Raw genomic sequence first — 14346 nt, 5'->3', positions numbered from 1 at the left:
AATAGCGTGACGATATGTTGGCTATGCCCTACACGTAGAACAGAATGTCGTCGTAGGTCGGAACCGGCCAGTAGTCGGCGGCCACGATCTCCTCCATGGCATCCACGGAGGCACGCAGCGTATCCATAGCGGGAACGACCTCGTGTGCATACACATTGGCCTGCTCCTGGCCATCGAGAGCCTCGGCCTTCTGATGCACGGCGTCGAGCGCCTTGATGGAGTCGTTGATGGCGGTGATACCGTTGCAGAGCTTGTTGAGCGTGTTCTGCTCGCACTGCATGGCGGCCTCAGCACCGGCGGCACGAATTGTCTCAAGGCCCTTAGCGACCTTGGTGGCATAGGCGGTGATGACCGGACGATAGGTACGACGTGCCTCGCGAATCATCGTGGTAGCCTCGATGTTCATGAGCTTGTTGTACTTCTCGAGCTTGCAGTCGTAGCGGCACTGCGCCTCGGCCTTGGTCAGAACGCCCGTCTCCTCAAAGAGCGCGATAGCCTTATCGGAAACAAAGGCGGGAAGAGCGTCGGCCGTGGTCTTGTTGTTGGCAAGGCCGCGCTTCTCGGCCTCGATGGGCCACTCGTCGGAGTAACCGTCGCCGGAGAACAGGATGCGCTGGTGATCGGTCAGTACCTTCTTACAGTACTCGAGCGCGGCGTCCTGGAACTTATCCTCGGGCGTACCCTCGAGTGCGTCGGCGAAGGACTTGAGCGACTTGGCCACGGCGGCATCGAGCACCAGGTTGGAGTCGGAGACATTCTGCTCGGAGCCGCAGGCACGGAACTCGAACTTGTTGCCGGTGAAGGCGAACGGAGAGGTGCGGTTGCGGTCGGTGTTGTCCTGCATCAGCTTGGGCAGGGTATCGGCGCCCAAGTCGAGCACGCCGCGCGTGGCATGGACGGAAGCCTTGCCATCGATGATCTTCTCGACGACCTCGGTAAGCTGGTCGCCCAGGAAGATGGACATAATCGCCGGAGGAGCCTCGTTGGCGCCCAGACGATGGTCGTTGCCGGCCGAGGCAACGGAGGCACGCAGGAGCTCCTGGTAGTTATCGACGGCCTCGATCACCGCGGTGAGGAAGACGATGAACTGCAGGTTGTCGAGCGGGGTGTCGCCCGGATCGAGCAGATTCTCGGACTCGGTGCCAAGCGACCAGTTATTGTGCTTGCCCGAACCGTTGATGCCCTCGAAGGGCTTCTCGTGCAGCAGGCAGACCAAATCGTGGCGGGAGGCGATGAGCTTCATCTTCTCCATCATGACCAGATTCTGGTCGATGGCCTCGTTGACCTCGCCATAGACGGGGGCGAGCTCATGCTGGCAGGGAGCGACCTCGTTGTGTTTGGTCTTGGCGGGAATGCCAAGCGCCCACAGCTCATCGTCCAGGTCCTTCATATAGGCCGAGACGGTGGGGCGGATAGCGCCAAAGTAGTGCTCCTCGAGCTCCTGGCCCTTGCAGGGAGCAGCACCAAAGAGGGTGCGGCCGGTGATGACCAGGTCCCTGCGCTTGCGGTAAGCGTCCTTCTTGATCAGGAAGTACTCCTGCTCATCGCCCACGGAAGGAACGACCTTCTTGGGGGTCTTACCAAACAGCGCCAAAACGCGCTTGGACTCACGCGAGAGCGCGGTCATGGAGCGCAGCAGCGGGGTCTTCTTGTCCAGGGCCTCGCCCGTGTAGGAGCAGAAAGCCGTGGGGATGCACAGGACATCGTCCTTGATAAAGGCGGGGCTGGTGGGATCCCAAGCGGTATAGCCGCGGGCCTCGAAGGTGGCACGCAGGCCGCCGTTGGGGAAGCTGGAGGCGTCCGGCTCGCCCTGGATGAGGTTCTTTCCCGTAAACTTGGTAATAGCGGTGCCGTCGTGGTTGGGTTCGAGGAAGCTGTCGTGCTTCTCGGAAGTAATGCCCGAAAGCGGCTGGAACCAGTGCGCGTAGTGCGTCGCGCCCTTGGAGATGGCCCAAACCTTCATGGCATGGGCAACGGCGTTGGCCACATCCAGGTCGAGTGGCTCACCGTCCTCGAGGGTTGCAGCAAGGCGCTTCCAAATGTCCTTGGGGAGGTAGTCTTTCATGACTTCCTCAGAGAACACCATGGTCCCGAAGCGGTCAGTAAGTTCGGCCATACGGAACTCCCTTCGTATCGGCACCGCGTGAGAAGCGGTGTTGATTACTAACGAACGAGTCATAGCTTAGACTCGCCGTGTTTCCGCGACATTACCGTTATGTTGCCGTCGCGAAACTAATCAATGAGGTTACCGCATCGCGGCAATGTTGCCACCCTCAACAGTCAATCAACTGTATAAATTGCAGACCTCTCCGCATGGTTTACGGGTAGTCTTTTTGGGACGGGGCTTTTTTAGCTGCCCTATTTAAATATGGTCTCAAGCTTTGGAGGCGCCGGATTGGGTAGCTAAAAAAGCCCCGTCCCAAAAAGACTACCCTGCGTACCTGGTTGATGGGGTAAAAAAGCTCCAAATTAGCTACGCTGTTATAGGGAATGCCGATAGCGAAACATCTTCGATTGATATTTCCAAATAGCGAGTAAAACTCCACCGTAGCGCAGCGGTGCTGTAGAATCCTTACAACACATCACGCTAATGTATCTAAAGGAGCACGATATGCGCGTCGACGAGGTTTTTAAGCAGGCAGCATCCCAGGGCACCACGCCCGTTTCGTTTGAGATGTTCCCGCCCAAGGGCGAGCTTACCCTCGACACGGCTCGCGAGGTGGCTGGCAATCTGTGCGAGCTTTCGCCGAGCTTTGTCTCGGTCACCTGCTCGGCCGGCGGCTCGGGCAACGGCGCCACCACCGCCCCCATCGCGCATATGATTACGAGCGAATTCGATACGCCCTCGGTGGCGCACCTCACCTGCGTTGGCCGCACGCATGCCGATATCGCCGCCAAGATCGACGAATACCGCTCCGCCGGCGTAGAAAATGTGCTGGCCCTGCGTGGCGATCTTCCCGCCGGCGCGAGCGAGGATGACAAGCCCGCCTCGGACTACGCCTACGCCCGCGACCTCATCCCCGAGCTCGTCGACGCCGGCTTTTGCGTGGGCGCCGCAGCCTACCCCGAGGGCCACATTGCCTGTGAGAATCTCAACGCTTCGGTCGAATACCTCAAGCAAAAACAGGACGCCGGCGCGAGCTTCTTTGTGACGCAGCTCTTTTTTGATAACGAGTGCTTCTACCGTTTTCGCGAGCTTGCCGACAAGGCCGGTATCACTGTGCCCATTACCGCAGGCATCATGCCGTTTATGGGCAAGTCGCAGATCAGCCGCATGGTCTTTATGTGCGGCGCGTCGCTGCCCTCCCCCGTCATCAAGATTCTCGCCAAGTACGAGAACGACCCCGAGAGCCTGCAGGCAGCCGGTGTAGATTATGCCGCCCATCAGCTTTGCGACCTTAAGGAGCACGGTGCCGACGGTCTGCACCTATACACTATGAATCGTCCTGAGATCGCCGCAACCATTATGGAGCGCCTAGGGTAATGGAAAAACCGCACATCGATACAGCCGCTGTCGAAGTGCCGGCCGACCTTGCGTCACCGGCGCTCTACCGTATCGATGATGCCCACCATCCCCGCGTCGATCGTGCCGAGATGCTGCGGTATCTGGGTTACGGCGGCCAGCAGATTGAGCCCGAGCTGTCACGACGTATTGAGCTTGTCGTTGAACGTTTGGAACTGGACATTGAGCCCCGTGGCGTGCGCCGCGTATTTGCCGTCGACGCCATGGGCGTGGACGAGCAGGGAGAGCCCAGCATCCGTCTGGTTGGAACCAACGTTGAGCTGCGCGGTCGCGATATCTATCGACATCTCAAAGACGCCCGCTTTGCCGCGCTCATGGCATGCACCCTCGGCATGGACGCCGAGCGTCGTCTACGCACCACGGGAGCCCAGCAGCCTCTAGAGGGAGCCGTGCTCGATGCCGCGTGCTCCGCCTATGTGGAAGCTGCCGTCGAGCAGATGGACCAGCAGGTCAAGGCTGCGGCCGCCGCACACGGACTCGCCGGTAACTGGCGCTTCAGTCCCGGCTACGGCGACTGCCCACTTACGGCTCAGCGTTCAATCGTGGCTGCACTCAACGCCACGCGGCTCATCGGGCTTACCGTCACACCTACCAGCCTGCTCATGCCCACCAAGAGCGTGACCGCGGTGATTGGTCTGTTTGACGGCGAGGTCCACGACGCCCAGAGTCGCCCCACCTGCAATATCTGCCGCATGCGCGAGCACTGCCGCTTCCGCGCCGCCCACACCACCTGCTATTCCAGCCATTAGGAGCCCCCGATGTTTACTCCGCTTATCACTCATGATCTGGACGGCGCCGCGCTGGCGGCGCCCGTTGATGCCGCCCGCCGCAAGGGCGCCACGTACAAGACGCGCACGATCGACGACCTTTGCATTAAGGACGATCGCCTGCGCGCCGCCATCGAGGGCACGGGGCACCTGCTGTTCGACGGCGGCATGGGCACCATGCTGCAGGCGGCCGGCATGAAGGCCGGCGCCCTGCCCGAGCTGCTCAACTTTGAGGAGCCCCAGGTCATTACCGATATTCAGCGTCAGTATGTCGAGGCCGGCTGCGATGTGATCACCGCCAACACCTTTGGCGCCAACGCCCACAAGCTCGACGGTGCCGCCACCGTGGCAGATGTCTTTGCCGCCGCCGTCGCCTGCGCCCGCGCGGCCGGTGCCCGCTACGTCGCCGGCGATATCGGCCCCATCGGTGCGCTGCTTCGCCCCTTGGGTACCCTCAGCTTCGACGAGGCCTATGACCTCTTTGCCGAGGAAGTGCGCGCTGGCGTCGACGCGGGTGTGGACCTCTTTATTATCGAGACCATGACAGATCTTGCCGAGATCAAGGCGGCGGTCCTTGCCTGCCGCGAGAACTCCGAGCTGCCCGTCTTTGCCACCATGACCTTTGAGGAGGACGGCCGCACCTTCCTGGGCACGAGTCCCGAGGTTGCCGCCATCACGCTCGACGCCATCGGCGCCGACGTCCTGGGCATCAACTGCAGCCAGGGACCGGCCGAGCTCCGAGGGCTCGCCGCACGCATGCTCACCGTTACCGACAAGCCCGTTATGGTGCAGGCCAACGCGGGACTCCCCCACGTGGACGACGACGGTAACACCGTCTTTGACATCCAGGCCCCCGAATACGCCAAGGCCGTCGCCGGCATGATCGCCGACGGCGTAAGCGTCGTGGGCGGTTGCTGCGGAACCACGCCGGCGCACATGGCAGCGCTGCGCACGCTTATCGATACCCACACGCCCAGCCCGCGCCACCGCAAGCCCAGCATGTCGGTCACGAGCGCCCAGACCGTGGTTGACCTTCCCTGTGACGGCCACAAGATCGCCGTCATCGGCGAGCGCATCAATCCCACCGGAAAAAAGCGCCTGCAGCAGGCCCTGCGCGACGGCGACCTGGACTACGTCGTAAGCCAGGGCATCAGCCAGCAGGAGCAAGGCGCCGACATCCTGGACGTCAACGTGGGCCTGCCCGAGATCGACGAGGTCAAGATCATCCAACAGGCCACCGAGCAGCTCCAGGGTTCCACGCTGCTGCCGTTGCAGATCGACTCCACCGACCCCGCAGCCGTCGAGGCCGCCGTGCGCCGCTACGCCGGCAAGCCCATCATCAACTCGGTCAATGGCAAGCAGCAGATCATGGATGAGATCTTTCCGCTGGTCGCCCACTACGGTGCCAACGTCGTCGGCCTCACGCTCGACGAAGGCGGCATTCCCGATACCGCCGAGGCTCGCTTCGCCATCGCCGAGCGCATCGTGGCCGAGGCCGCCCGCTACGGCATCGGACCGGACCGCATCCTCATCGACTGTCTGGTCATGACCGCCTCGACCAATCAACGCCAAGCCGAACAGATTCTGCGCGCCATGTCCCTGTGTAAGGAGCGTCTGGGCGTCAAATGCGCGCTCGGCGTGTCGAACATCAGCTTTGGTCTGCCCGCCCGCCCGCTGCTGGGCTCGGTCTTTTTGGCCGCCGCCTTCGGCGCGGGTCTGGACGCCCCCATCATGAACCCGGGCTCCAAGCGCTTTATGGATACCGTCTACAGCTATCGCGTCTTGAGCGTTGAGGACGAGGGCTCGACCGGATACATCGAGCGCTACGCCGGCTGGACCGATCCGTACAAGATCGCCGCGAACCCGGCGGCGGCTCAGACAGTATCGACCGACACTGTGCCCGCCGCTGGCACCGCCGGCACCGACGGCAACGACGACCCGATTCGTCGCATGGTCGTCTCGGGCCGCAAAGGCGAGATTGCGGCCGAGACCGAGCGTCTGCTGGCAGACCACGACGCCATGGACCTCATCAACAACCACTTTATCCCCGCCCTCGACGAGGTTGGTGTCCTCTTTGACCAGGGAAAGTTCTTCTTGCCGCAGCTCATGGCCTCGGCCGAGGCCGCGCGCGTGGGTTTTGACACCATCAAGCGCCTAATGCCCGCCGGCGAGATTGCCGACAAGGGCAAAATCTGCGTGGCCACCGTCAAAGGCGACATCCACGACATCGGTAAGAACATCGTCAAGATGCTGCTCGATAACTACGGCTATACCGTCTTTGACCTAGGCCGCGACGTCGACCCGCAGGAGGTGCTCAAGACCGTACGGGAGCGCGACATCAAGCTCGTCGGCCTCTCGGCGCTTATGACCACCACGGTCGTCGCTATGGAGGAGACCATCAAACTGCTTCATGCCGAGGTGCCGGACGTCAAGATCATCGTAGGCGGCGCCGTACTCACCCCCGAATACGCCAAGCAGATCGGCGCGGACTACTACGCCAAGGACGCCGCCGAAAGCGCTCGTATCGCCGAAGAGGTCTTTGGGCAGTAACACAACGGAAACAACCGAGCACCAAAACGTGCCGCATGCGCCACTTGGCACGTGCGGCACGTTAGAATAGACAAGACTATGCTCGTTTTGGCAGATAGGAGTGCAAGGATGGCGATCACGCCTGCAGAAATCGCGGAAACCCGCGGCATGGTTGAGGAGCAGAACCTCGACATCAGGACCATCACCATGGGTATTTCGCTCATGGGTTGCGGCGACGAGAACCTCGACCGCATGTGCACGAAGATCTACGACCACGTGACGCACACGGCTGAGCATCTGGTCGAGACCGCCGAGAACCTCGAGCGCGAGTACGGTATCCCCATTGTCAACAAGCGCGTTTCCGTCACCCCGGTGGCGCAGATCGCCGCGTGCTGCAAGGATGAGGACCTCACCCCCATCGCGCATGCCCTCGACCGCGCGGCCGAGACGCTCGGCATCGATTACCTGGGCGGCTTCTCCGCACTCGTCCAGAAGGGCATCGGCGACGCCGACCGCCGCGTCATCCAGTCCATCCCCCAGGCGCTCGCTACCACCAGCCGCGTCTGCTCCAGCGTCAACGTCGCCAGCCTGCGCGCCGGCATCAACATGGACGCCGTGCTCATGGCGGCTCAGACCATCATCGATGCCGCCAAGCTTACGGCAGATGAGGATTCCGTCGGTGCTTCCAAGTTTGTCTGCTTTGCCAACATGGTCGAGGACTCCCCGTTTATGGCGGGCGCCGTTCACGGCGGTGGCGAGGCCGACGCCGTCATCAACGTAGGCGTCTCGGGCCCCGGCGTTATGGCCGCAGCCCTGGAGAAGCTGCCCGATTCCGCATCGATGATGGAAGTCGCCGAAAAGATTAAGCAGACCGCCTTTAAGATCACCCGTGCCGGCGAGCTCATGAGTCGCGAGGCCGCCCGTCGCCTAGGTGTCGAGAAGGGCATTGTCGACCTGTCGCTAGCGCCTACGCCTGCCGTCGGCGACTCCGTCGCGCGCATCCTCGAGATCATCGGCGTGGGCACCTGCGGTGGCCCCGGCACGACCTGCGCGCTCGCCATGCTCAACGATGCCGTCAAGAAAGGCGGCGTCATGGCCAGCTCCAGCGTGGGCGGCCTCTCGGGCGCCTTTATCCCCGTGTCCGAGGACGCCGGCATGATCGCCGCCGTCGAGGCCGGCGCGCTTTCGCTCGAGAAGCTCGAGGCCATGACCTGCGTGTGCTCCGTTGGCCTGGACATGATCGCCATTCCCGGCGACACCCCGGTCGAGACTATCGCCGGCATTATCGCCGACGAGATGGCAATCGGCGTCATCAACAATAAGACCACGGCCGTGCGCGTGATCCCCGCCATCGGCAAGGGCGTGGGCGACTGCGTCGAGTATGGCGGCCTGTTTGGCCGTGCGCCCATCATGCCGGTGAACCCCAACGCCGGCACCGTGCTTGCCCACCGCGGCGGACGCTTCCCGGCACCGCTGAACTCGCTCAAGAACTAGCTGAGGGGTTCGGGCGGGAGCCCCGGTGAGGGCAAATATATAAGGTCGCCTGCTCGGACAGTCCTGACTCGCACGGAGAGCACATTAAGTGCTCTCCGGCTCGTGCGGAACTCGCGATCGACCTTATATATTTGCCCTCACCGGGGCTCCCGCACAACGGACCTCAGTTGGGTTCTATCCCGGTTGCAGTTGCTTCGCTCCTGCACCACTTGGCTGGTGCGGCGGTTTGGCGTTGGAACGGTTCTTTTTCTGATATATGCTGGTTGCGGCTCTTCTTTTGGGAGGAGTCGCTTTTTTGTTGTGAGGAGGGATGGCCCGTGGTTGATGGGGATGCTCGTTCTGAGCTTCTTTCTGCGGATTGGAATGGCGAATGGATGCGCTTGCAGGCTGGTCGGCGGCGGGCTGATGATTCTTTTGAATGGGATAAGCGGGCTCGGCATTTTCGGCCGATTGAGACTGCTCCGTATGCCCGGGACTTTATGAAGCTGTTGGCGTTAAAGCCTGGTGAATCCGTGCTGGATATGGGGTGTGGGGCTGGGTCGATTGCTATTCCGCTTGCTCAGGCTGGACATCCCGTGATTGCCGCTGATTTTTCCCCTGCTATGTTGGGCACGCTTGATGCTGGCATTGAGTACTATGGGCTCGAGGATCGCATTACACCGCTTGAGCTTGCTTGGGATGATGACTGGGATTTGGTTGGACCGGTCGCGAAAGCGGTAGATGTTGCCTTTGCGAGTCGCTCGGTTACTACGAACGACCTAAAAGGCGCGCTTGCCATGCTCGACCGTACGGCTCGGCGGCGTTGTGCTGTCACGATGGTCGCCAACTCCAGCCCGCGCTATGACCTGCACGTGATGAATGCCATCGGCGCCTCGGTTACCCGTAGCAATGGTTTTGTGTACGCCTTTAACATCCTTATTCAGATGGGCGCACTACCGCAGGTCACGTATTTTGAATCGCCCCGTCGTGACACCTTCGATAGCCTCGAGGCCGGCGTGGCGGACTTCTCCCGTATGCTCGAGCATGGCAACGAGGATAAGATCGATCGTCTGCGCGACTATATCGCCCAACATATGATCGAGAACCCCCATGCCGGCGAGCCGGGATCCAAGGGCGTGCCGCAGGGACGTTACATGCTCGACCACATCCGCAAGGTCCGATGGGCGTTTATCGCCTGGGAGCCGGTCTCTGCGCCCCGACCGTAGCCCATCTAAAGTATGCATCGTCTACCCGCCCGGCATCCGCATTCTTTGCGAACTGGCAAACGCGCTCCACACCGCGCCGTTCCTGCGCTATCGTGGGACAGTTCACGTAGATTAAGGCCCCATCGCGGGGCGCCCCATACATAGAAAGCGAGATCCCATGGCACTGACAGGAGCCCAGGTCAAGCAGCTTCGCAGCATGGCCCATCACCTCAACCCCGCCATCATCATCGGTAAGTCCGATGTCAACGAGGGTACCGTCGAGCAGACGGTCGCCTACCTGGAAAAGCACGAGCTCGTTAAGTGCTCCGTGTTGGACGGCTCCAGCCTTTCTGCCCGCGAGGCCGCCGAGGAACTCGCCGAGCGCTGCCACGCCGACGTCGTTCAGGTTATCGGCCGCAAGTTCTCGCTGTATCGAGAGTCCTCGCGCAAGGATATCGAGAAGATCAAGCTCGTCTAAGGGCCGATCGGTTCACACAGAGCAAGCCTGCGGGCGTCCGAATGATGCGGGCGCCCGTTTTTTATCGCTCAATGAACGGTCGGTTGACCCTGCTTTCGACCAGACGCTCGTAGAGACGCTTGGTCTCGGGCTCGGGAACGCCTGCGACCTGTTCCTTAAGATGATGGATATGCCCGCTATAGAGCTCGACGATATCGCGGCGTCTCCCCGCCGCTCCGTACACGCGCATGGCGCATCGCACCATGTCCTCGCGTGCGGTCTCCTGACGTAGCCCCGCTTCTACCAGCCAGATTGCCGACTGCAGGTCGTTTTCTTCCAAGGCAGCGCTTGCTCCCACAATCATGCAGTCGATAAACTTCGACTGCATGATGCGGCGCATGCGCAAAAAGTACGTCGGATTGCAACCGTTGGGGATATACAGCGGTCCGGTATAGAGCTGTTCGATCTTAAGACACAGCTCGACCAGGTGAGGCCCACGCACTCTTGTGCGATTACCCAAAATTTCGCGGCTTATCTGCTCAAATAGCTTCACATCGGTCTTAACGTAATCCCTGCTGAGGCCAAGGCAGTCGTTTTGGATCAGGACGCACGACTTGCCATCTGGCGTGGGTCCCAAAGCGGATCGTAAGCGTGACACAGTCGAATACAAGTTGTTACGGGCGCTACTGTACTCGGCATGTGGCCACAGTTCCATAGCCAAGGTCTCGCGATCGACAAACGAATCGATACCCAACGCAAGCCGCTCGGCAAGCGTTGCCGCTTTCTTACGACGCCACATCTTGTCTGTGATGGGGAATCCGTCGCGCTCGGCACGAAACGCGCCAAACATGCGAATCTCGATATGATCGATAGCGTCGACGGGTTCGACCTCGCCGACCTGGAACAGCCGCTCACTCTCTCCCTCCAAATCGTCGCGCAGCGAATATCGCGATAGCTCATGCACCGGGAGCTTCTTTCGAATCTTGGCAGCAGGCTCGCCCAGGCAATGCATCGCAAGGCGTGCAAACAGCCGATACGCTGGCTCCAGAATCCCAGAACGATTCATAGACATCCAGGCGGCAAGATCGCTGTCACGGCCCGCAGACGCCAAATGCAGCGCTACGACCCAAGCCTCCGCGCCGCCGACTTGTGTCCGACTTAGGTCGAGCAGCTCTGCCTCTTCTCGTACCGACACCATCGACGTATTGCGAAGGCTTGATGCACGCTCCAACAGCAACGCGTTGTCGCGCATGTATGCGATCGACTCGTCAGCAAGCTTGAGCACCTGGACCGCGCGGAACTTCGCGTTGACCGGGCGCCCCTCGGCGAGCGCCTGCCAGCCTTCGAGTAGCAGGCCAAACAGCTGGATTTGATTGTCACGCACGCGCACGGCAAAGCGATCGAGCTCATTAAACGCCGTATCGTCAGTCATTGGCAGGCCTGCAAGCAGACGCCGTGCCGCCAGCACCATACGCACCCAGACAGCCGGTGCCTTAAGCCCACGAGCATCGAGTGCCTCCCGTGTTCGAGACATCTCGTCGTCACGCTCATCGATTCCCATAAAGGACCCATCAAAGAGCTCCACCAACATCCGATCTGCCCGTATGAGAATCTCTGCAATATCGAGTTCGCAATCATATACCTTGTTCGCCTTGAGTCCCGAAAGTGCTGCGCCGTCTTTCGCCTGTTCGGTCAGCCGGCTCTTGACCTCGATATGCGCCGACAGCATATCGAGCGCAGCACAAGATGCCTCATTTTTTGGAAGAGCAGGATTGGCTGGAAGCCCAAGCTCGCAATCTCCATAACAGACGACCGTAAGCACCTGGGCGACTTTCCAAGAAACCAAATCAATCTCGCGGACCGACTGTGCGCTCGCATGTTCGACAATCGAGGCCATATACCGGGCCAGTTTAGTATTCGAAACGCTTACCGCCGCCAAATAGACACCAAGTGCCTCGGTGGGCGTCGGCTCCAACGCGGGCTTGTCGGCATCCGTCGTCCTCAGTACCGCGCGACAGACATCCCCTCCATGCCCAGTCAGAGCCAAATCGACACCATATTGTCCAGCAAGCTCAAGGACGGCGTCGCGATCCAAAAAGGCATCTGCCAAATCCATCGCAGCATCGCATCGGCCCGCCTTGAGCAGAATGCGTGCCGCGCGCATAACGAGCTCTGGACGAATTTCCGCAACCATTTTTCGTAATCTCAGGCGCGCGTTATCCTCGGTGCCCATACACGTAAAGCTTCGGTCGACCGGATCGACACCAAAAATCGGATAATCACGAACAAGATAGGACTGATCGATCATGGAGAGCCTGACACCGCATGCCTCAAGTTCCGCAATCTTGCCCTCGCCCATCAGGGCCATCACGCACGCCACGTTAAATAGGGCGCCGTTATCGATTGATGCCATATCGGCAAGTGCCGCACCGTATACGTTGACAATCTCGTTTTCGAGCAAGCTGGCAACGTCGCCCTCTCCGTACAGCCCCGTCTGCATAGCCGAAACCAACTCGGGAACACCCTGTGTGAGCTGGTAAAAATCGAGCGATGTGCTAATCGAGAACGCCGATGCCCAAGCCGAATACTCATAGGCATGCACCTTGAGCATCTGCGCATTGATCTTGACCGAGTCACCCAGCCCGCGAATCAACTGACGATTTGAGGGGCGGCAGGTGACAAAGACCCCGATCCCCATAGTGCGCAGGCCTCGAATTCGATCGATAAGCTCCTCGGTATCTTGCTGATCGAGGTTGGGGACGTTATCAATCGCAATCAACGATCTCGGTTTGTCCTCAAGTTCATCTGTGACCACTTCGAGCTGCATAAACACCTCGCGGGCAATCGCGCGGTCAGCCTCGATGATTCGTACCAGACCGCGCGTCGGGTCGCTTCTGACTTCCTGAGTGTACTGAAGCAATATCGATGTTTTCCCAAACCCATCTGGTGCATAGAGCAACACAATGCCCGCCTTGCGGCCCTTGACAATCAACTCGCTCATCAGGCGATCACGTCGGACCATATAACCTGTGCCCAATGGCGCCAATTCGAGATCGTCCGTATCGTTCAGCCCGTTCATCATGCTCGCTCCTTACCTCGGCCACATGGACACCGTAATCGCAAGACAGCCCAAGCCATCCCGTAAATCGAACGACGCAGAGTTTTAGGTTGTCTTTCGGTTCGCATTTGGCAAGTTTTTGTTCAGCGAGCGCCGATTGAAACTTTTCCCCCAACCAACCGGTCTTTGCGCAGGTCAATGCGCTTGCCAGCATGTCCCACTCATTTGGCAGTGTAACGCAATGGGGCTTGTAATATTTTGTTGCGCAACTCGCCTACGCGCTGCTACCGTTTGCGACTCATTAGTAGCATATTTGAATAGAATATGCTAGAGAATGCATCACACTATACGAGGCACCACCGTCAAGCTTTTGGCAAGCTAATGTTATGCACACCATAAAGCCCGCGCTCATTCTGATTCCGCTGGCAGATATTGCGGACGGACGCAGCATAAGGGCCCATGAGTCTATAAGCTAGCCGCCATCCCGCATATGCATAATAAAAAAGGCCCCCGCAGAACGGGAGCCTGTAACAAAGTAATAACAAATCGCTCGGATTGTACTACTCGCAGAGCGAAAGGGCAGCCTCGTCGGCAACGACGACGCAGTTGGTGTGCAGCTGCAGGATCGAAGCCGGGCACTCGGGCGTAACCGGGCCATAGCACATATCGTGCACAGCCTGAGCCTTGGCCTCGCCGTTGGCGACGACCAGGATCATGCGGGCATACATGATGGTCTGGGTACCCATGGTGTAAGCCTGGCGGGGAACGTCGTCGATGCTATCGAACAGGCGGCTGTTGGCCTGAATGGTGCTCTCGGTGAGGTCGACGCAGTGCGTACCCTTGGAGAAGTGGTCATCGGGCTCGTTGAAGCCAATATGACCGTTATTACCAATGCCGAGCAGCTGCAGATCCGGGTAACCGGCGGCAGCGACGATCTTATCGTACTCGGAGCAGGCAGCGGCGGCATCGGGGTTGGAGCCATCGGGCACGTGCGTGTTATTCAGATCGACGTTGATGTGATCGAAGAAGTTCTCGCGCATGAAGTAGTGATAGCTCTGGGGATCATCGTGCGAAAGGCCGCGATACTCGTCCAGGTTATAGGTACTGACCTCGGAGAAGTCAATATCGCCCTTCTTGTACCAATCGGCGAGCTGCTTGTAGGCGCCAATCGGAGTGGAGCCGGTGGCAAGACCGAGCACGCAATCGGGCTTAAGGATAACCTGCGCCGAGATGATATTGGCGGCCTTGCGGCTCATATCCTCGTAGTCTTTAGCTTTAATGATCTTCATTACGCATCCTTTCTCGTAGAAGAGAGGCAAGGCTCCCCTTACAAG

General features: G+C 59.9%; 9 protein-coding genes. 6 read left to right on the top strand and 3 right to left on the bottom strand.

What is annotated here, in order from left to right:
- Positions 1-28: 28 nt before the first annotated feature.
- On the bottom strand, positions 29-2116 hold the full coding sequence (locus ACTQV3_RS04915; protein WP_154517961.1) for a glutamine synthetase III family protein: 2088 nt from the start codon (positions 2114-2116) through the stop codon (positions 29-31).
- A gap of 495 nt (positions 2117-2611) precedes the next feature.
- On the opposite strand from ACTQV3_RS04915, the gene ACTQV3_RS04910 reads away from it, so the two are divergent.
- The 6 genes from ACTQV3_RS04910 to ACTQV3_RS04885 all read left to right on the top strand — a co-directional run bounded on the left by ACTQV3_RS04910 (position 2612) and on the right by ACTQV3_RS04885 (position 9975).
- Positions 2612-3484, top strand: a complete 873-nt coding sequence (locus ACTQV3_RS04910) for a methylenetetrahydrofolate reductase (protein ID WP_441535914.1) — start codon at positions 2612-2614, stop codon at positions 3482-3484.
- Complete coding sequence (locus ACTQV3_RS04905) at positions 3484-4272, top strand: hypothetical protein (RefSeq protein WP_441535915.1); 789 nt, start codon at positions 3484-3486, stop codon at positions 4270-4272. The genes ACTQV3_RS04910 and ACTQV3_RS04905 overlap by 1 nt, the downstream gene beginning before the upstream one ends.
- A 9-nt stretch (positions 4273-4281) precedes the next feature.
- Positions 4282-6840, top strand: coding sequence for a homocysteine S-methyltransferase family protein (locus ACTQV3_RS04900; RefSeq protein ID WP_441068019.1), 2559 nt, complete (start codon positions 4282-4284; stop codon positions 6838-6840).
- Positions 6841-6948: 108 nt separating this feature from the next.
- Positions 6949-8313, top strand: a complete 1365-nt coding sequence (locus tag ACTQV3_RS04895; protein WP_441068017.1) for a PFL family protein — start codon at positions 6949-6951, stop codon at positions 8311-8313.
- Between the two features lie 479 nt (positions 8314-8792).
- On the top strand, positions 8793-9518 hold the full coding sequence (locus ACTQV3_RS04890) for a class I SAM-dependent methyltransferase (RefSeq protein ID WP_441068015.1): 726 nt from the start codon (positions 8793-8795) through the stop codon (positions 9516-9518).
- A 157-nt stretch (positions 9519-9675) separates the two neighbouring features.
- Positions 9676-9975: a YhbY family RNA-binding protein gene (locus ACTQV3_RS04885; RefSeq protein ID WP_117839974.1), complete on the top strand. Its 300-nt coding sequence runs from the start codon at positions 9676-9678 to the stop codon at positions 9973-9975.
- Between the two features lie 61 nt (positions 9976-10036).
- Here ACTQV3_RS04885 and ACTQV3_RS04880 read toward each other — a convergent pair whose 3' ends face one another.
- On the bottom strand, positions 10037-13036 hold the full coding sequence (locus ACTQV3_RS04880) for an AfsR/SARP family transcriptional regulator (protein WP_441068013.1): 3000 nt from the start codon (positions 13034-13036) through the stop codon (positions 10037-10039).
- Between the two features lie 536 nt (positions 13037-13572).
- The gene (gene nagB / locus ACTQV3_RS04875) at positions 13573-14301 is read right to left on the bottom strand and encodes a glucosamine-6-phosphate deaminase (protein WP_427747557.1); all 729 of its coding nucleotides are present in this window, start codon (positions 14299-14301) and stop codon (positions 13573-13575) included.
- Positions 14302-14346 lie beyond the last annotated feature (45 nt).

Origin of the sequence: Collinsella sp. LCP19S3_A7 (assembly GCF_052121995.1) — a bacterium.
Lineage (GTDB): Bacteria > Actinomycetota > Coriobacteriia > Coriobacteriales > Coriobacteriaceae > Collinsella.
Note: the sequence above shows the minus strand (reverse complement) of the source record. Positions and strands in the feature narration are given on the sequence as shown.

Coding starts and splice junctions, on each gene's coding strand:
- ACTQV3_RS04900 (WP_441068019.1), top strand. CDS start 4,282: ATGTTTACTCCGCTTATCACTCATGATCTGGACGGCGCCGCGCTGGCG.
- ACTQV3_RS04905 (WP_441535915.1), top strand. CDS start 3,484: ATGGAAAAACCGCACATCGATACAGCCGCTGTCGAAGTGCCGGCCGAC.
- ACTQV3_RS04885 (WP_117839974.1), top strand. CDS start 9,676: ATGGCACTGACAGGAGCCCAGGTCAAGCAGCTTCGCAGCATGGCCCAT.
- ACTQV3_RS04915 (WP_154517961.1), bottom strand. CDS start 2,116: ATGGCCGAACTTACTGACCGCTTCGGGACCATGGTGTTCTCTGAGGAA.
- nagB (WP_427747557.1), bottom strand. CDS start 14,301: ATGAAGATCATTAAAGCTAAAGACTACGAGGATATGAGCCGCAAGGCC.
- ACTQV3_RS04895 (WP_441068017.1), top strand. CDS start 6,949: ATGGCGATCACGCCTGCAGAAATCGCGGAAACCCGCGGCATGGTTGAG.
- ACTQV3_RS04890 (WP_441068015.1), top strand. CDS start 8,793: ATGAAGCTGTTGGCGTTAAAGCCTGGTGAATCCGTGCTGGATATGGGG.
- ACTQV3_RS04910 (WP_441535914.1), top strand. CDS start 2,612: ATGCGCGTCGACGAGGTTTTTAAGCAGGCAGCATCCCAGGGCACCACG.
- ACTQV3_RS04880 (WP_441068013.1), bottom strand. CDS start 13,036: ATGATGAACGGGCTGAACGATACGGACGATCTCGAATTGGCGCCATTG.